The sequence below is a fragment of the Burkholderia cepacia genome, from assembly GCF_001718835.1.
In the GTDB taxonomy this organism is placed as follows: domain Bacteria; phylum Pseudomonadota; class Gammaproteobacteria; order Burkholderiales; family Burkholderiaceae; genus Burkholderia; species Burkholderia cepacia_F.
This window is the reverse complement of record NZ_CP013444.1, coordinates 399,702-417,879: the sequence shown is the minus strand read 5'-3', so window position 1 is coordinate 417,879 and position 18,178 is coordinate 399,702. Positions and strand designations below refer to the sequence as shown.

The 18,178-nt window shown below is 63.3% G+C and carries 19 protein-coding genes and 1 pseudogene; 6 read left to right on the top strand and 14 right to left on the bottom strand.

Annotated elements, in window-relative coordinates:
- Positions 1–87 precede the first annotated feature (87 nt).
- The 6 genes from WT26_RS22325 to WT26_RS22300 form a co-directional block, all read right to left on the bottom strand.
- Positions 88–423 carry a DUF4148 domain-containing protein gene (locus tag WT26_RS22325; protein WP_069273967.1) on the bottom strand — a complete coding sequence of 112 codons (336 nt, stop codon included), beginning with the start codon at positions 421–423 and terminating at the stop codon, positions 88–90.
- A 513-nt stretch (positions 424–936) separates the two neighbouring features.
- A complete protein-coding gene (locus tag WT26_RS22320) occupies positions 937–1,974 on the bottom strand; it encodes an IS110 family transposase (protein WP_060093842.1) in 1,038 nt (345 codons plus the stop codon).
- A 750-nt stretch (positions 1,975–2,724) separates the two neighbouring features.
- Positions 2,725–3,270, bottom strand: coding sequence for a cytochrome P460 family protein (locus tag WT26_RS22315; protein ID WP_059521779.1), 546 nt, complete (start codon positions 3,268–3,270; stop codon positions 2,725–2,727).
- Positions 3,270–4,310, bottom strand: a complete 1,041-nt coding sequence (locus tag WT26_RS22310; RefSeq protein WP_069273966.1) for an alpha/beta fold hydrolase — start codon at positions 4,308–4,310, stop codon at positions 3,270–3,272. The genes WT26_RS22315 and WT26_RS22310 overlap by 1 nt, the downstream gene beginning before the upstream one ends.
- A 227-nt stretch (positions 4,311–4,537) precedes the next feature.
- A complete protein-coding gene (locus WT26_RS22305; protein WP_069273965.1) occupies positions 4,538–5,815 on the bottom strand; it encodes an epoxide hydrolase family protein in 1,278 nt (425 codons plus the stop codon).
- A 186-nt stretch (positions 5,816–6,001) separates the two neighbouring features.
- Positions 6,002–6,706, bottom strand: a complete 705-nt coding sequence (locus tag WT26_RS22300; RefSeq protein ID WP_059732361.1) for an SDR family oxidoreductase — start codon at positions 6,704–6,706, stop codon at positions 6,002–6,004.
- 134 nt (positions 6,707–6,840) lie between these two features.
- On the opposite strand from WT26_RS22300, the gene gcvA reads away from it, so the two are divergent.
- The gene (gene gcvA / locus WT26_RS22295) at positions 6,841–7,734 is read left to right on the top strand and encodes a transcriptional regulator GcvA (protein ID WP_069273964.1); all 894 of its coding nucleotides are present in this window, start codon (positions 6,841–6,843) and stop codon (positions 7,732–7,734) included.
- Between the two features lie 41 nt (positions 7,735–7,775).
- On the opposite strand, the gene WT26_RS22290 is transcribed toward gcvA, so the two are convergent.
- The 5 genes from WT26_RS22290 to WT26_RS22270 form a co-directional block, all read right to left on the bottom strand.
- Positions 7,776–8,375 (bottom strand): pyridoxamine 5'-phosphate oxidase family protein, encoded by a 600-nt coding sequence (locus WT26_RS22290; protein ID WP_069273963.1) that lies wholly within the window; start codon positions 8,373–8,375, stop codon positions 7,776–7,778.
- A 56-nt stretch (positions 8,376–8,431) separates the two neighbouring features.
- Positions 8,432–8,620, bottom strand: coding sequence for a hypothetical protein (locus WT26_RS22285; protein WP_059853879.1), 189 nt, complete (start codon positions 8,618–8,620; stop codon positions 8,432–8,434).
- A 20-nt stretch (positions 8,621–8,640) separates the two neighbouring features.
- On the bottom strand, positions 8,641–9,840 hold the full coding sequence (locus WT26_RS22280; protein ID WP_069273962.1) for a PLP-dependent aminotransferase family protein: 1,200 nt from the start codon (positions 9,838–9,840) through the stop codon (positions 8,641–8,643).
- A 386-nt stretch (positions 9,841–10,226) separates the two neighbouring features.
- The gene (locus tag WT26_RS22275; RefSeq protein ID WP_060093447.1) at positions 10,227–10,523 is read right to left on the bottom strand and encodes a hypothetical protein; all 297 of its coding nucleotides are present in this window, start codon (positions 10,521–10,523) and stop codon (positions 10,227–10,229) included.
- A gap of 346 nt (positions 10,524–10,869) precedes the next feature.
- The gene (locus WT26_RS22270; protein ID WP_059807745.1) at positions 10,870–11,892 is read right to left on the bottom strand and encodes an IS30 family transposase; all 1,023 of its coding nucleotides are present in this window, start codon (positions 11,890–11,892) and stop codon (positions 10,870–10,872) included.
- 298 nt (positions 11,893–12,190) lie between these two features.
- Here WT26_RS22270 and WT26_RS22265 point away from each other — a divergent pair, with 298 nt between their 5' ends.
- Together WT26_RS22265 and WT26_RS22260 are read left to right on the top strand one after the other, a co-directional pair.
- Positions 12,191–12,622, top strand: a complete 432-nt coding sequence (locus WT26_RS22265; protein ID WP_059741738.1) for an STM2901 family protein — start codon at positions 12,191–12,193, stop codon at positions 12,620–12,622.
- Positions 12,623–12,624: 2 nt separating this feature from the next.
- Entirely contained in the window at positions 12,625–12,984 is a 360-nt protein-coding gene (locus WT26_RS22260; protein ID WP_059741737.1) for a DUF1493 family protein, read from the top strand.
- 251 nt (positions 12,985–13,235) lie between these two features.
- Here the strand turns inward: WT26_RS22260 and WT26_RS37515 are convergent.
- A pseudogene (locus tag WT26_RS37515) lies at positions 13,236–13,400 on the bottom strand (PLP-dependent aminotransferase family protein); the annotation flags it as partial.
- Positions 13,401–13,951: 551 nt separating this feature from the next.
- On the opposite strand from WT26_RS37515, the gene WT26_RS37510 reads away from it, so the two are divergent.
- Entirely contained in the window at positions 13,952–14,902 is a 951-nt protein-coding gene (locus WT26_RS37510) for a hypothetical protein (RefSeq protein WP_069270875.1), read from the top strand.
- A gap of 307 nt (positions 14,903–15,209) precedes the next feature.
- Here the strand turns inward: WT26_RS37510 and WT26_RS22250 are convergent, their stop codons facing one another.
- A complete protein-coding gene (locus WT26_RS22250) occupies positions 15,210–15,542 on the bottom strand; it encodes a cupin domain-containing protein (protein ID WP_059806541.1) in 333 nt (110 codons plus the stop codon).
- A gap of 139 nt (positions 15,543–15,681) precedes the next feature.
- Between WT26_RS22250 and WT26_RS22245 the strand changes: the two genes are divergently transcribed.
- Both WT26_RS22245 and WT26_RS22240 read left to right on the top strand, forming a co-directional pair.
- Positions 15,682–15,870 carry a hypothetical protein gene (locus tag WT26_RS22245; protein WP_045565369.1) on the top strand — a complete coding sequence of 63 codons (189 nt, stop codon included), beginning with the start codon at positions 15,682–15,684 and terminating at the stop codon, positions 15,868–15,870.
- 294 nt (positions 15,871–16,164) lie between these two features.
- A complete protein-coding gene (locus tag WT26_RS22240) occupies positions 16,165–16,863 on the top strand; it encodes a hypothetical protein (protein ID WP_069270874.1) in 699 nt (232 codons plus the stop codon).
- Positions 16,864–16,967: 104 nt separating this feature from the next.
- On the opposite strand, the gene WT26_RS22235 is transcribed toward WT26_RS22240, so the two are convergent.
- Positions 16,968–18,140, bottom strand: a complete 1,173-nt coding sequence (locus WT26_RS22235; RefSeq protein ID WP_069273961.1) for an NAD(P)/FAD-dependent oxidoreductase — start codon at positions 18,138–18,140, stop codon at positions 16,968–16,970.
- Positions 18,141–18,178: the final 38 nt, after the last annotated feature.

Below are 18,178 nucleotides of genomic sequence, written 5' to 3'. Positions count from 1 at the left end.
GCTCCTTTCTGTCGTGTTGTTCACATGAAGTCCTGCGATTGCCGCCGCGCTGTCGAGATGTGGCGAAGGCGGCGGCGCGGCGACGGATCAGGAATGTGCGTAGATGTCATCGGACGGGATTGCATCGTGGTGCACGGCGCGCGCCTGCGTCATGTCGCGATGCCGGACCGGCGACGGCGTTTCGGCGACGTTGTCGCCTTGCGACTTCGCCGGGCCGTTCTGGTCGGAACGCGCGACCTGCAGCGCGGCGGCAATGTCTTCCGGGTAATGCGGGTCGCTGCGTGCCGGGTTGTAGCCGGCCTGCTCCAGGCGGACGAGTTCGGCGCGCACGTCGGCACGCGTGAGGCCGTGGCCGGCATCGGCGAAGGACAGCGCAGGGGCGATGGCAAGTGCGGCAGCAGCGAGGATTCGGGCGGTTTTCATGAGGGTTCTCCTGAAGGGAAGTGGGCAGGTCGATCATTCGGCATCCGATGCAACGTCGCATGTCGAACGTTTCCTGCATGTCGACAGTAGAACCCGCCCACGTATCCGGCATGTTTCCGTCACCGGGGCCGGGTGCATGCCAGTTTTTCAGGAATGGCCGCAGATACAGTGCGATACACAATCACGCGCCGCATTCGCCGCGCAAATCGGGATAGGGGCGGTCAGGTAATCTGACCGGTCCCCTCCCACATACATGGACGCCTCCGTTTTGCAAGGCAGCCGTACACGATCGGCAGATAGATTGAGATTGCGGCCATACATCCGGACTGTTCAGGAGGCTAGCGAGACGCCTCTGTCCCTGATGGAATCAGCTGATCGGACTCTAATCACCACCTCGCGCTCGAAGCGCCTGTGGGAGGGCAGAGTATTCCGATCCCGGTCCAACCTGTCTTGCCATCACGTCACGATTGCCCAAGCAACCTCCTGGGAGAGCCTTAACCGAACCCGATCGGATTACGCAGCGGCCACGGACGGCGCGTAATCCGATCGGAACGCAGTGCCTTGCGTGAGCAGCGCCCAGGCAATCCGGGCGTTCCTATTCGCCACTGCCACCACGGCGACGTTCTTGTGCCGGCGCGTGAGCAAGCGATGAAGCCAGCCCGAGAACGCATCGTCCTTGTTGGCGCAATAGCGAACGACAGCCCGCGCGCCGTGCACCATCAGTGTCCGCAGGTAGGTATCGCCGTGCTTGCTGATACCCAGCAGCGTCGGCCTGCCTCCGCTCGAATGCTGTCTGGGTACCAGACCTAACCACGCCGCCAGTTGCCGGGCATTGCTGAAGCACTTGCCGTCGCCGATCGAGGCAACCAGAGCGCTGGCCGTAATCGGGCCGATGCCGGGAATCTCTGCCAGTCGGCGACTGGCGTCGCTCGCGTGATGCCACGCCTTGATCTGCGTCTCGATCTCTGCGACCTGCCGGTCAAGCTCCTTCAAGTGGTCCGTCAAGCGCTGTATCAACAGACGGAATGACCCCGGCAGTTCATTGCTGGCGTCTTCGATGAGCTGAGGTACGTGCTGGGCAATGCTGGTGATCCCCCGCGGCATCACCAAACCGAATTCCCCCAGCAGCCCGCGGATCTGATTGGCCTGCGCGGTACGCGCCCGAACGAACCCTTGGCGGGCTCGGTGCAATGCAAGAACCGCCTGTTGATCGACGTTCTTGATGGGCACAAACCGCATGTTGGGTCGCGCCACCGCTTCGCAGATCGCTTCGGCATCGGCAACGTCGTTCTTGTTCGTCTTCACATAGGGTTTAACGAACTGGGGAGCCATGAGCCTCACCGTATGGCCGAGCGTCTGCAGCTTGCGTGCCCAGAAGTGGGCGCTGGCGCAGGCTTCCATGCCGATGAGGCACCCTGGAAGGTTCGCAAAGAACGCGACTATCTGGTGCCGTTTCAGTTGCTTCCTCAATATCGGCTTGCCGTGCTCGTTCACACCGTGGACCTGGAAGATGTCCTTGGCGAGGTCAATGCCGATCGTAGTAACGTTCATGGTGACGCCCTCCTCCGGTGAAGGTGGTGTTTCGACAGCCTCACCACTTTGACACGGCAATGCCGCTTCGGACGGGGGCGTCCATTCCATTACCACCTGGCATGCGGGTCCGCACCAGGCGGTTGGAATGGTTGAGGTCGTCAGGCTTGTGTTGCTCCCGACCCGACGCCCAGGCTTGCCGTGGTCCGGTTCGGCGGAACTGATTCCTCGCTGCCGGGGCCTGTCGGGCTTCACCCTATCCACCTGACCGGCGAGCTTCGCTCTCGCGAACATCTGAGGCGCTTCACTTCCGATAACCAGAGGGCTCCCCCTCCCATCCCTTCGGCCCTTCGCCGGCAGCTTTAGCTTTCCCAGCCACACCGCCCAACTACTATGGCCTCTGCTGACTCCTCGCTCCGACTCGACGTCGTTGCCCTTTCAGGCATGAGGCGAGGCCTCCCCAGGTAAGAACGCACTCCTTCATCGCACAACCGCTGCATTTACGCCGCCGCGCCTTGGTCACAAGAGCTTCGCGGTTTGTTGCCCGCTCGCCCTGCTCGGCAGCGCCTTCTATGCAGTTCTTGTCCATCGGCTCGCGATTTACGCTCCACGCTTCCTCCCCACATTCGGTCGCCCTCGTGCAGTTGCGCTTCACTTCATTCGCCGTGACCAGCTCATGGCGGGACTTGCACCCGCAGGAGTGCGCCCATGCTGGGCGCACAACAAAAAAGGCGTGCCGACTGCGGCACGCCTTGCTCGCGCGACATCACGTCACGGCGCCAGCCGCGTGAACACGTAGTCGTGATTCTTCACCCGCGCCTGATGGCACGCAAAGCACGTCTGATGCTGGCCGATATCGGCCGGCACGCCGTTGATGAACCGCCCGAAGCCCCAGCCGCCCGTCGACGCATAGCGGCGCGAGTCCTTCACCATCACCTGCACGGTCGTCGCCTGTCCGGGCACCGTCGCCGGCGCGAACGCGTCGGACTGCTTGCGCTTGTACGCGAGTTTGACCAGGATCGTGCCGTCCGGAAACGGCAGCGTCGCCTGCTCGAGCGCACGGATCGCGACGGGATTGCCGAGCACGACACGCAGTTCGTCGAGCGGCGCCGCTTCTTCGGCCGGGGCGACCATTTCCCACTGCCGGTAGCCGGGCGGGATCGTCACGCCGTAGATCGGCGACGCGGCGGCGGCAGCCGGCTTCGGCTGCTCCGCGAACGCGGCCGGGCCGCTCGCCGACCACGCGCCGGCCAGCAGCACGCCCGCGACGAACCCGCGGCGCACACCGCGACGCACCCCACCCATGCACGCCCGCATCACAGTTGCTCCACTTGCAGGATGGCATCCGCGAACGCCTGCGGCGCTTCCTGCGGCAGGTTGTGGCCGATACCGCCGGTGATCGTGCGGTGCTGGTACTTGCCGGTGAACTTCTTCGCGTACGCGGCCGGCTCCGGATGCGGCGCGCCGTTCGCGTCGCCTTCCATCGTGATCGTCGGTACCGTAATCGCCGGGCCGGCCGCCAGGCGCCGTTCGATATCGTCGTATTGCGCCTCGCCCTTCGCGAGCCCGAGACGCCAGCGATAGTTGTGGATCACGACGGCCACGTGATCGGGGTTCTGGAACGAGGCGGCCGTGCGCGCGTAGGTTTCGTCGGAGAACGGCCATTTCGGCGACGCGAGTTGCCAGATCAGCTTGTTGAACGCATCGCGGTTCGCGGCGTAGCCCAGCGCGCCACGCTCGGTCGTGAAGTAGAACTGATACCACCACTGGAATTCGGCCTGCGGCGGCAGCGGCTTGCGGTTCGCCTCCTGGCTGCCGATCAGGTAGCCGCTCACCGACACCAGCGCCTTCACGCGCTGCGGCCACAGCGCCGCGATGATGTCGGCCGTGCGCGCCCCCCAGTCGTAGCCGCCGAACACCGCGCGGTCGATCTTCAGCGCATCCATCAGCGCGATGATGTCGACGGCCGTCACGGCCTGCTGGCCGTTGCGCACCGTGTCGGCCGAGCGGAACGTCGTCGACCCGTAGCCGCGCAGGTAAGGCACGATCACGCGATAGCCGGCCGCGACGAGCAGCGGCGCGACTTCCGCATAGCTGTGGATGTCGTACGGCCAGCCGTGCAGCAGGAACACGGCCGGGCCGCTCTTCGGCCCGAGGTCCGCATACCCGACGTTGAGCACGCCCGCGTCGATCTGGTGGATCGTGCCCAACGACGCGCCGCCGCCGGCCGCACGCGGCGTCGGCGACGCATCGGGCGCCGCTTGCGCGTGCGCGAGATTGCCGAGCCCCAGGTCGGCAAGGCTCGCCAGCGTCGTACCCAGGATCAGGCGGCGGCGGGTGTTCACGGTTTCGGGCATGACTCGTTCTCCATGGTCGATAGCTGAGGATTGGGCCCACGGCACTGGGCGGGCACGCTGGAATCGCTTCACCGGATTTATATCCGAACCGCGCAGACGCTTTGTATCTCAACGTATCTGCGTTCGAATACGACATACATCGATTCAAAATCCTGCGCAAAGCGGCGCCTGCGGACGAACGCGAGCCGTGTTTGCGCAGGCTCGCGTTCGTCCTTCAGACCACGCCCCTACGCGCGGCGCAGCGGCCGGAACCCGGCACGCACTTCACGCGCGAACAACTCCGGCTCTTCCCACGCCGCGAAATGCCCGCCCTTGTCGACTTCGTTGAAGTAGATCAGGTTGTGATAGCTGCGCTCGGCCCAGCTGCGCGGCGCCTGGTAGATCTCGCCCGGAAACACCGTGATCGCGGCCGGCAACGCGATATCCACCGCGTTGAAGTTGTTCGAGTGATCCTCCCAGTAGATCTGCGCGGCGGACGTCGCGGTGTTCGTCAGCCAGTACAGCGAGATGTCGTCGAGAATCTCGTCGCGCGGGATCGAACGCTCGGGCACGCCGCCGCTGTACGTCCACTGCGAAATCTTGTCATACATCCACGCGGCCTGCCCCGACGGTGAATCGGCGAGCGCATAGCCGACCGTCTGCGGGCGCGTGACCATCATCGCCGAGTAACCGCAGTTGTCGCGATAGAACGTCGCGAGCTTCTCGTACGCGGCCTTCTCCTTCGGCGACAGCGACGGCGGCACGGGCGCATCGGTTGCGAGCAGCGTCGCGATATCCGGCGGCACCGTCGCCGGCATGTTCACGTGAATCCCGGCCAGGCCCTGCACGCGCTGCATCGCCATCCGGTGCGAGATCACCGAGCCGCAGTCGCCGCCCTGCGACACGAAGCGCGTATAACCGAGCCGTGCCATCAGCTCGCCCCACGCGCGCGCGATGTGGTCGGAACCCCAGCCGGTCTGCGTCGGCCGGCCCGAGAAGCCGAAGCCCGGCAACGACGGCACGACGACATGGAACGCATCGTCAGCGCTCGCGCCGTGCGCGGTCGGGTCGGTCAGCGGGCCGATCGCCTTCAGCAACTCGAAGATCGAACCGGGCCAGCCGTGCGTCATGATCATCGGCATCGCGTTCTCGTGCCGCGAGCGCACGTGGATGAAATGAATGTCGAGCCCGTCGATTTCCGTGATGAACATCGGGAATCCGTTCAGGCGCGCCTCGCCCTTGCGCCAGTCGTAATCGGTGCCCCAGTAGCGCAGCAGCGCCTGCATGCGCGCCAGCCGCACACCCTGCGATTCGTCGGCGACGGTCTCGCGTCCCGGCCAGCGTGTGGCCGCGATGCGGCGGCGCAGGTCGGCGACGGCTTCGTCGGGAATGTGCGCGGTGAACGGGCGTATGCCGCTCGCGCCGGTCGCGGCGTGCAGCGCCGTGGGCAGCATCGCCGCGACCCCGGCGGCCACGGACGTGGCAAGCAGGTGGCGACGCATCGGGGAAAACGGTGTGGAAGACATGTTCTACATCCTCCTTTCCGAAATTGGACATGCCGCGCGATCGGTACGGCGGCGTAGGCAATTGGAAAGGTCTGATGTATCCCGGATTTGTCTGCTTTGTACGGTTTTGTAGCACGCGCAGGCGCGATGCGATGCCGTGCTGTGCGACGGCGGGCGGCCCGGAACGGACGCGCCCGCCGCCGGCGCTCAGAGCGCCTTGACGATCGCGCCGTCGACGCGAATGTTCTGCCCGGTGATGTAGCCCGCGCCGTCGGACAGCAGGAACGCGACCGTCTTCGCGATCTCGCCGGTCTTGCCGAAGCGGCCGGCCGGGATGCGTGCGACGATCTCCGGCGTTTCCGGCCAGCTGTCGATGAAGCCCGGCAGCACCGCGTTCATCCGGATGTGCTCCGCCGCATAACGTTCCGCGTAAAGACGCGTCCATGCGCTCAGCGCCGCGCGCAGTGCCGACGAAACGGGCATCGGCTGCTCGGGCGCGTCCGCCGCGAAGCTCGAGATGTTGACCACCGCGCCGCCGCCCTGCTTCTGGAAAATCGGCGTCACGCGGCGCATCACGCGCACCACGTTCAGCAGGATCAGGTCGAGCCCGGCATGCCAGTTGTCGTCGGTGATCGCCAGCAGCTCGCCCTTCGGCGGATGCCCGGTGTTGTTCACGACCGCATCGATGCGGCCGTAGCGCGCGAGCGTTTCCTGCACCAGCCGGTCGATGTCGGCTTCTTCCGTCACCGAGCCCTGGATACCGAATCCGCCCAGTTCCTCGCCGAGCGCCACCGCGCTGCCCGACGGCGACATCAGCGCGACGCGATAGCCCGTCGCCGCCAGTTCGCGCGCGATCGCCGCGCCCATGCCCTTGCCCGCCGCCGTGATCAACGCCACTTTTTCTACAGTCACGATCTGCTCCTCATTCGAATCCTGCCGCCGCGCAGCCGCCGTTCGGCGCGCCATGGTGGTAATGTAGGCGCATCGATACCGACTGTCGAACCAGTATTTCTGCCTCCAGCCGATAGTTTTTCTACAGCCTGACGATGCCGCCCCGCCCCTCCCGCCTGCCGCCGCTGAATGCGCTTCGCGCGTTCGAAGTGTCCGCGCGGCACCTCAATTTCCGCGCCGCCGCCGACGAGATCGGCGTCACGCAGGGCGCCGTCGCGCAGCAGGTGCGCCACCTCGAGGACGTGCTCGGCCTGAAGCTGTTCGAACGCCTGCCGCGCGGCCTCGCGCTGACGCACGACGGCGCCGCGTATTTCTCCGACGTGCAGCGCGCGCTGCACGCGATCGCCGACGCGACCGACAAGCTCGTGAAGCGGCGCGCGGCGCTGACCATCAGCACGACGCCGTCGTTCGCGTCGAAGTGGCTGATCCCGCGGCTCGCGCAGTTCACCGACGCGCACCCCGACTACGACGTGCGCGTGATCGCCGACCCGCAGATCGCGACGTTCCGCCACGACGGCGTCGATCTCGCGATCCGTTACGGCAAGCCGCCGTTCGGCAAGCATCTCGCCACGCATGCGCTGTTCCCGCTCGACGTGTGTGCCGTGTGCAGCCCCGCGCTGCTGGCCGCGCCGGCGTCGCCGCGCGCGCTTGCAAGCCACGTGCTGCTGCATGACGCGCACGACCTGTGGCCCGAGTTCCTCGCCGCGATGCCGGCGCCCGTCGACGTCGATCCGCACAAGGGGCTGCGCTTCAACCAGACGTCGCTCGCGATCGATGCGGCCGTCGCCGGCCAGGGCATCGCGCTCGCCACCGATCCGCTCGTCGAGCGCGACATCGCCGCCGGCCGGCTGTGCAAGCCGTTCGACTTCGCGTTTCCGCTGTCGGTGGGGTTCTATCTCGTGTATCCGGCCGAGCGGCGCGATGACGACGCCATCGTCGTGATGCGCGAGTGGATGACCGCGCAGGCGGCGCAGGATGGGCGGCCTTGAGTCTTGAGTCGGGCTGGCGACGGCACGCGCGCTTGCTTGCGTCAGGGTGCGACCCAGCGGCCGTCGCAGCCGCCTGCATGCAGGTCGAATATCGCGCGGCGATGCCCTTCTGAAGGCGCGAGATCGAGAAAATCGATACGCGTCGCCGTCACGTGGATCAGGCAGAAATTCGCGTAGCCGTCGTCTGCCGTCATCGGGCCCGCGTCGGTTGGCGGGTGCGCGTCGGCCGGCGTCGCGACCGGCGTGCCCGGCGGCAACGGTGCGCGATACAGCAGCAGCGTATGCGGGCGACTCGATTGCCAGATCGAGCGGCGTTGCGCTTCGTCGTCGCAGACCGATGCAACGCCCTCCACGCGAATCTGCACGAGCGCATCGAGATCGCTGGCGACGAGCGCGATGCGCGGATCGCGGCGCAGCTCCGCGACTTTCTCCGAGCGCACATCGGTATGAAACGACAGCACGTGGCCCGCGCGGCGCACCTGACGCAACACGATCGTGCGCACCTTCGGCGCGCCGTCGATACCGAGCGTCGCGGCCTGCAGCATCGTGAACGGCGAACGCTGCGCGCTCACGCCGGATTCGAGGCAGGACCAGAGGCGGTCGTAGGTAGATTGAAGCGATTCGGTGGCGGAGTCGGACATGGACGATGTACGGCGTCGATCGTGCAAGCTTAACCGTTCCGTCCGCGACCGGTTGCTCAGTTGTAGCCGAGGACGACCGGCGCCATGTCGGACGCCTCCGCGTGTTCGACGCCGAATCGCCCGAGCACTTCGACGACGTATTCGGGGCCGGCGCTGATCTGCGACGACAGGTGCGCGACCGGCCGGACGTCGGCCATGCCCGGTGCTTCATCCAACCATGCGGTTGCATTGACGGTCGTGTTCATCGATATAGGTCTCCTCATCCTCACGCGGCCAGCGCCGCTCCATACGCGCGCACGAGGCGCGCGACGCCTTCCCGGATCGCATCGACGTCCGGCGCGGCGAACGACAGGCGCAGCGACGCCGCGTCGACGTTGTCCGCGAAGAACGCCTTGCCCGGCACGAACACGATCTTGTTCGCGATCGCGCGCTGTAGAAGTTGCGCCGACGACACCGCGCCGATCCGCGCCCACACGAACATCCCGCCTTCGGGACGATGGAATTCGATCGCATCGCCCAGGCCGTCGCGCAATGCGTCGCACATCGCATCGCACTTGCGCTGATAGGCGGCCGTGATGCGCGGCAGATGACGTTCGAGCGCGCCGTCGGCCAGATATTCGGCGGCGGCCGCCTGCGTCCACGGCGTGCTGCACAGATCGACCGTCTGCTTCGCGATCACGCAGCGGCGCGCGATCTCGGCCGGCGCGATCGTCCAGCCCACGCGCAGCCCCGGCGCGACGATCTTCGACAGGCTCGCGAAATGCACGATCCAGTCGCGTGCGCCGTCCACTTCGTCGGCCAGCGCAAGCATCGACGGCACGGCTTCGCCCGCGAAACGCAGGTCGCCGTACGGATCGTCCTCGACGATCAGGAAGCGGTATTGCACCGCGAGACGCAGCAGCTTCAGCCGTCGTTCGCGCGTGAGCGTCGCGCCCGTCGGGTTCGCGAAGGTCGGGACCGTGTAGAGCAGCTTCGGCTGCGCGATCGTGCCCGCGGCCAGCAACGCGTCGAGGCGGTCGACGTCGAGCCCCGCGCCGTCGACCGGAATCGTCACGATGCGCGCCTGCTGCAGACGCATCGCCTGCAGCGTCGCCGGATAGGCCGGCTGCTCGGTCAGCACGAGGTCGCCGGGCGACACCATCACGCGCAGCAGCAGGTCGAGCCCCTGCTGCGAACCGGTCGTGACGAGCAGCTCGGCTGCCGTGCATGCCACGCCGCGACGCGCCATCAGCGCGATCAGTTGCTGCTTCAGTTCGGCGAGGCCGTCGGTCGGGCCGTATTGCAGGCAGCGCACGGGCTGCGCATACGCGCGCCCGGCGGCCGCGTTCAGGCCGTCGACGTCGAACAGGTCGCTGGCCGGATAGCCGCCCGCGAAGGAAATCATGCCCGGTTCGGACAGGTACTTGAACAGTTCGCGGATCGGCGAGCCGGCGGGATTCTGGAATGAGGGAGTGAACGCGTACATGTCGTCGTGGGCTCGGGGGCGGATGGCGGCCGGCGGTGCGCTTTTCTGACGCGCCGGCGACGAATTCAAGCCACGATTGTCGATAGTCATTAAGGCCGCGGCAAACGATATCTATGCACTAGGTCTTGCGGTTTGATCATCAAATGGGGGGCGGCGGGAATCGTTGGGAAGCCCATGCACTGCCGTTGAGCGAATCCATTCGATTGTTTCGACATGCGCATTGCTGCTTCAAAGCCCTTGCGGCCATGACAGTTGTTAACGATAACGGTCGGCACGCTCCGCAGCATCCGTGGCAAGGGCCAGGGCGATAGCGCCCCGGCGGTCAGTCGCGTTCGTGCAAAACCGGCAATCCAGCAACAAGGGCCGCGCGAAGCGGTCGTTGTTGTTTATGCCGTTTCCGCTCGTTCGACAGGCTGATGGTATGGCTGCTCTCGCTGCGCAAGCTGGCTGTAGTCAGGCGTGATGCTGATTTGCCGGGTCTTGTGATTGATGTCGAGGAAGACGCGGTCACCCGGTTCGAATCCGAACAGCTTGAAGTGGGCATCGATGACGCTCATCCACGGCATGTACGGCCAGCCTCTCCTGGGCCGGTCAGGCGTGCTGCGGAGGATCATCGCAAGCACGGTGTTCGGCTTGCGCGGTTTACGCTTGTTTGGACGTGACTTACTATTGGCTTCAGCCATGGTCAACTCCTCGGGACGTATGAGTTGGTTGTGGTCAGCGGGTCGTATGGGTTGCCGCCCATCCGGCCCGCGCTTCTTTGCTGTCGTGAATTTCCTTCCCCCTTCGCTACGTCTTGTTGGGCACGACGGTTTTCCGATCACCGGTGCAAAGGGGACTCCGTTCAACAGCCGATGATCGAGAAGCAAAGCTTCGAGACCAGTTTAGCTGCGCTGACGTCTTGAAAATGGATTGTTGATCAGGATTGGCCGAAGGGTATAGGGACGCGCAAGACACAAGACTGATGTGCAATTCCGGCCACAAGGCAACAGCGGGCGGTTTCAAGGGCGAAGTGCAACACCTCGCGGGTTACTGAACGGGAAGCCGGTCTATGGGGTTAGCCAGGACTTGGGCAAGGATTTCCAGAGGGGTGTGCCAGTTCAGTGTGGCGCGCGGTCGGGTATTGAGTTTGTCGGCAATGGCGTCGAGGTCATCTTGAGAGTAGACGGACAAATCAGTGCCTTTTGGCAGGTACTGCCGCAGCAGGCCGTTGGTGTTTTCGCAGGTGCCGCGTTGCCAAGGGCTGTGCGGATCACAGAAATAGACGCGCACATTGGTCGCGGCGCTCAGTTCGGCGTGTCGCGCCATCTCGCGACCTTGATCGTAGGTCAGCGTCTGGCGCAGCGGTTCGACGAGCGATTGCAGCTTGGTCGTGAACGCGGCCAGCGCCGAAGCGGCCGTCGCGTCGGGCATCTTCGCCAGCAGGACGGCGCGGCTCATGCGTTCGACCAACACGGCCACCGACGATTTGTTCTCGGCACCCTTGATAAGGTCGCCCTCCCAATGGCCCGGCATGAGGCGATCATCGATTTCGGGCGGACGCACGTGGATGCTGATCATGTCGGGAATCGTCGCGCGCCGATCGGCGCCACGCGATCGCGGCAGGCGTTTGTTGCGATGCTGGCGCAGGCAGGCAATCAGTTCGCGGCGCAACTCGCCGCGAGGCTGGGCGTAGATGGCGTTGTAAATCGTTTCGTGGGACACGTGCAGGCTCGGGTCGTCGGGAAAGACACGCTTCAGAGTACCGGCGATTTCCTGCGGCGACCACTGACGTTCGCAAAGCAAGCGACGAACGAGGCCCCAAAGGATCGAATCTGGTGCGAGCTTCGGATCCGGCCGTCCAGCCTGTCGGCGCGCGTCGCGAGATGCCTGCGCGGCGCGCGGGCAGTACAGGCCGTTGGATTGGGTATTGCGGGCCAACTCGCGACTGAGCGTCGACGGCGCGCGCTTGAGCTTGCGGGCGATCGCCCGCAAGCTCAAGCCTTCGTCCCGCCAGAAATCGATTCGCATACGTTCTTCAGGTTGCAGTTGTTGGTACGTTCTCTTTGCCATTCGCGGACATTACCGGATGGCGAGAGTGTTGCACTTCAGATTTGAGGCCGCCGCGCCTTCCTGAGAAACGTGTGGCGAGACAGGATGGCAAAAAGTCGCGTCGAACCAGATGGGTTCAATCGACCACGGTGTTTCCATGTTGAGCCATTTTTGTCTGCCAGCTTTTAGCATGGACAAAGGGAGGAAAAACTTTAGCAACAGTACATGACATGCTGTCGCAATTGTCTGCCTGTTGGCGAGCAAGCCTGCTTGATTCTGGTAATCTCGCTTTCTCATTAAAAGAATACCTGAGGGCCGCATGTCGAAAAACACCTATACGTATGGTCAACACCGGGACTTGAAGCCGGTCGATTTGTTCTTCTGGATCGCCATCGACCAGACGCAGAAGCGACTCGGATTCGATGACCTTGCTGCCGCATCGGCAGTTTTACTTGGCCAGGCGGATGTCCCGGCGCCAGGCAAGTTTGCTGGCGCGACCAAGGGAACGTCAGTCGCGTCGATCGCTGCCCGGAAGTTGCTGCCAATTCAACTGCGCATACGTCTGCCGATGATCATGACGGTGGGCGTGAGGGGTGTGCGCATGGCATTCACGCGAAACCTTGGAGCGTGGGTAGGTCGGACGATCCCTGTCGTTGGGGAGGTGTTTCTTGCCGTCGACGCCAGCATGATCATGTTGAATACGGTGCGTGCCTACAACGCGATTGCCAAACCAGAAGACAGAGTGTTCTGACGATGACAAACGATATGTGGAATCGGCTCGAAGCGTTTGCGCGTGAGGAGCTGGGGCGTCCGTTGTTCGGGGGGCAACTTAAACTCGAGCCATCAACGCGACTTGAAGATGACCTGGGTCTTACTGGTCTCGATGCCGTGGAGTTCATCGACAAATGGGCGACGACGTTCAACGTCCAGGCCGACGGGTTTCCGTACGATCGCTATTTCGGCCCGGAGGGGCAGGAACTGCTCAGTTCGTTTCTTGGCCTGTTCTCCAAGAAGTACCGGCGGCCAGAGCGTGTTCCATTGACCCTAGGGATGCTGGCGGAGGCGATGGCGATCGGCCGATGGGATACCGAGGCAATTGAGCGCGCCGCCTGATACAGCACGACGTGCCGTCGCTGAAGTGGTTAGTGCGCGATGTGCAGCCTAGGGAAGCGCTGATTATTGGACCGGCTGTGCAAGTTGCAGGCGAAATGGTGTCGAAACGAGATGCTGCCGGCGAAACTTTAAGCAGCCAATCGCATCGACTGGTCCCGTGGCGGTCATCTGTTGTGCGATTCGCAGACATCGTTTTCACGCAGCGCAGCGCGATCTCAGCGGGCGCGATCGTCCAGCCGACCCGCAGGCCCGGCGAGGCCGCCGGTCGGACCGTATTGCAGGCAGCTGGTCGGCTGCGCATAGGTGCGCGCGGCGGCCGCGTTTAGGCCATCAACGTCGAACAGGTCGCTGGCCGGGTAGCCGCCCGCGAAGGAAATCATCCCGGGCTCGCCGAGATGCTTGAACAGCTCGTGGATCGGCGAGCCGGCAGGTGCTGGAACGGGGGGTGAGCGTACATGTCGTCGTGGGCTCGGGGTAGCAGTTGGCGGCCGGCGGTGCGCTTTCGACGCGCCGGCGGTGAATTCAAGCCCCGATTGTCGGCAGCCGTTAAAGCAGCGGCAAACGATATCTATACACTATGTTTTGCGGTCTGGTCATTAACCGGCACGATGAGGTGGTCACAAAATCTGCCGAACGGCGGCGCACGTATGCGTCCGCGTTTCGCAGTCGCACGAAATCACTCAGGTGACGCGCGACGTTTTCGGATCGACAACGGGAGCGAAACCGGAGAATCGAGAACACCAGGGGCGCGATTACATTTCGGAGCTTCAGATAACCAAAGCCTTCGATTTGGCCCCACCAAACTACGCTATGCTTCGTCGATTGCTCGTTCAACTCCACACGACTTATGTCAGAACTCAATCCCCGGACATATTTTTTCCGCCCAAGTCGACGAACCGGCAATGAGCCGGTTCTGGATCCCGTTCTGGTTGCAGTGAACGCGTCCCATGGAATCGAGACTACGCTCGTGCTCGATACGAATTTGCTCATCGCGATGGAACGGGTTGTCAAAGATGGGAATAAAACCTCGCTCCTGAAGAAGTACGGATTGCACAATCTCGTCAGCTTGCTGAACCGTTGTCCGCCAAACAGTATCTGCATATCACCGGGGCTGGCCCTCGACGAAATGCCACCTGCCTTGGCGGAAAGGTGCCGGCTGCATTACGAGGCGTTCTGCCTCCAACATCTGCCGTCATTTTGCGACACGCCGAACTGCATCCACGCGACCTTCTCTGGAAAGGAAGCCGATTACGGCTTTCTCGATCTCGAATCCGTCGCGCAAGCACTGCTGGCGATCCCTTTCACCGCGCTCCTCTATCTAAATATCGTCGACAAGCAATTCAAAGGCAGCCCGATTCAGAAATTTGAGGCATTCATGGCTCGCATGGCTAATGACCTCGACATGTTGAGTACGAAGGAAATCGACATCGCAAAATATTGCCTTGCCGAACCACCAGCCACGGCGACCGAAACAATCCGTCTAAAGAGGCTGTTTCGTACCAATTTCCTGAAAATGAAGAAGGACAAGGCCATTCGTACAGCGCAGGATGCGATGGCGGTGGCCTTTAACGGCGCATGTGACCTGACGCTCATCAACTCCGCCAACGTCATCCAATCCCGTGGCCTGGATGAAATACCGCAGGATTGCTGGATAGCCACTCGGGATAAAAAGCTCTTTGAATTTTCACGAGTCGCACACTATCTGGACCTGGATGGCAATGCCGGACAGTTCTCTCTATCCACTGTATTGACCGAGCATATGAACGACGAATACTGGATCGCCGCTAACGATCTACATCAATCTGTCAGCAGGACGCGATTGAACTACCACCTGTCAAGGAAGATCGATCCATTTACCTATGTCGATACGGCGAAGGCTGCCATCGAAGAAACTCGTCTCGCTTTCCAGAATGACTAGCATCGTGGTCAGCCGGACACCCGTCGGCTTCCCAACGAACAAAAAAGGATCTTCGTGGATTTCTGTGGGCGTCTATTACCGCCCCGAAGCGATCATTCATTCTCGGCGATCTAATGAGAGTGCACAACCAAGGGGCTTAGTTATCATTTGTAGCCCCAGGGACACAAAGGCCGACGAAACGGTGAATTATGTAGCCCGAGGGCTACCACATCTGTTGAAGTGAGGTTCCCCCGGATTCGTGCAGGTACGAGGGTCGCCATGGAACAAGCAGGAGCGCACGTCAATAAAATATGAACCGGCCTCCAATTCACCGTTCGTGATAAATCGCAAGCCAGACAGTCTGCTCTTCCGCATGCGTCCACGCGACGCGATGCCGGCAATGCGGCTCGATCAGCACGTAGTCGCCGGGACGCATCTCGTGCAGCGTCGAATCCTCTTCGAACTCGAGCACGGCCGCACCCGACAGCAGCGCAACCCACTCGGCGCGCGAATCGTCATACCAGAATCCCTCGGGACTCGCGTGTCCCATCGACACGATCCGCTCCACGTTCAGGCGTTGCCCCGTGACGAGCACGTCGATCCGCTCATCGCCGCCGCCCTTCCCTTCGGGGCTAAACAGGTTACCGGCTTGAAGTTGCATTGCTTGACCTCGCGTCAGCCTTCGTGCGAAGGCGGTTGGTTCAAAGGTGCAGAAACAATGTCCACTATAGTCCTCGAACCGCCCACCCCCTTCCCGCCTGCTAGACTGAAAGTTCCCCCGGCAAACCATGGAGGGAGACATGACGACCATCTATGTCGTGAAAACCGGTGAGCACTTCCTCTGCTGTGCCGAGGACGGAGATATCGGCATAGCACCGGCGATTGAAGACGCCATGTCCTTTCTCTCGTATGAGGAAGCAATAAAAGCGGCGAACGCGCACGCCGACACCGGATACGAAATCGTGGCCATCAACCTCGTCGCGCGTTGATGCTGAATCCGCTGCCGGGGCGGCCCGTGAGGGAGGGCACCGGCAATTTTGCTGGCGCCGTGCGATAAGGCGCGCCGGTTGGCTGCGTCCAAAATCATCCGCGAGCGGGCGGCCGCGAACGACGAACTGTCTTCCACGAACGCTCCCGGAACTGAATAGCTCAAGGTCGAGAAACCCGCGCCCTAAATCCGAACCGTTTGCCGCCGTTAAAGAACATTACAAAATACATTCATTGCAGCGGCAGGGCCGGCTTCGCGCTGTCCGTCCGGTGCCGCCGCCAAAGACGAGGGTTCCATGACGATCAAGGCCACCAACTATTCCAGCAGCCCCTACGCCTACCCTGTTGGCGAGCGTGAAGGTTCCAGAAAAGCAGACGACCCGACGAGCCCGGAGTCTTCCCTTCGTGACTTGCTCAAGCGGAACGAGCAGGTTCGTGTGGCCTTGAGCGACCTTGGACGGTCATCGGCGCAAAGCGCGAAAGAGTATGCGCGCAGGCGCCTGGAAGAGATTGAGGACATGCTGCGAAAGCTGGCAATGCTCGGGCTGTCGCCCAAGCAGCTCGCGGCGATGTTAAAAGAAGTGAAAGGCCTCGTTGAGCAATACCAGGCTGCAGGAAAAGCGCTGGGTGCCGACGCGTCCGTTGATTCGCCGACCGCGTCGGGAGACGCCGGAACGGCGGCGGGTGATGGTGCGTCAAACGTCGCCGCAAGCGTCAATGCCGCGCCGCTGGATGCTTCGACGGCGGTGACGCAAGCCACGACCGGGAATCCGACGACCGCCGGTGACGCCATCTCGCCATCAGGCGCGCTTTCGCAAGCGGGCGCCGGCGGCCAGGCCAGCCCCGCGAGCGCTTATCGCGCGATGGCCGATAACCTTTCCCGCACCAACGATGCCTCGACTGCCGACGTCAATTTCATGGCGCACGCGAAAAGCCTGCTGGAGCGGCTCAAATCCATGCTGAAGCATGCGAATGAGCAAGGCCACTCGCGCTGATCCGGGAAGAACCTGAAAAAATGCCCGACAACGTCGGGCCAATCGGTGACACAAGGAGAGATCCGTCCACCACACAGGACGGCCACGCCGCTCGCACTACCGCACTACACGACGTTCTTTTCGACGATCGGCCGGTTTTCCAGCACCCGCGCCCAACCGAGCGTCGACAGGTCGAGCGTGTCGTAACGCCCGCCCAGAATGAGTTCGCTGACCCCGCGCCCCGTCGCCGGCCCTTGCTGCAGCCCGTGGCCGCTGTAGCCGTTCGCGAACACGACGTTGTCGAGGTCCGGGTGATACCCGATGATCGCGTTGTGGTCGAACACGTTGTACTCGTAGTACCCGGACCAGCAGTTCTCCACGCGCAGCGCCTCGAACGCCGGCACGCGGTTCGCGAGCGTCGGCCAGATCACCTCGTCGAACAGGTCGTGGTCGACTTCGTCGAGCGGCAGGTCGTCCGGATCGCGATCCGGGCTCGGCGACGTCCCGCAGATGTACGTGCGCCCTTCCGGCCGGAAATACACGCCGGTCGGGTCGATCAGCAGCGGGCAATCCGCGAGCCGGGCAGGCGACGACACGTTGAAGATGCTGCGGCGCCGCGCATGCACGGGGATGTCGATGCCCATCATCGACGACAGCGTGCGGGCCCACGCACCGGCCGCGTTGACGAGCGTGTCGCACGCGTAACGTTCACCGTCACCCGTCACGACATGCGTGACCTTGTGACCATCCCGCACGACCGACTTAACTTCAGCCGCCACATACCGCGCGCCCAGCGCCTGCGCCTTCTTGCGCAATGCCTGCACGAGCCCGTAGCCGTCGAACCAGCCTTCGCCGCTCACACCATATGCGCCCGATACGAGATCGTCGACGTTCAGCCACGGAAACTTCGCACGCAGCGCATCGCGGTCCATCAGCCGGATGTCCGCGCCGAGGCTCGTCTGCAGCGCATGGTTCTCGCGCAGCGTCGCATCGCCGGCCGGCGTCGCGAGGAACAGGTAGCCGCCTTCGTGCAGGTCGATCGACGGCTGATGGCCGTCCACTTCGAGCCGCTCGCCGATCGTGCGCAGGAAGTCGATGCCGAACAGCGACATCTCGATCGACAGCGGCGTCGAGAACTGCTGGCGAATCGACGCGGCCGACAACGCCGACGACGATCTCGCATAGGTGGGGTCGCGCTCGATGACGGTCACGGATACCGTGGGATCGGTGGCGCGCAGGAAATAGGCGATCGAGCTGCCGATCACACCACCGCCGACGATGACGACTTGAGAACTCACGACTGACTCCAGATTGCGGATGATTGGCGCGGCGCGCC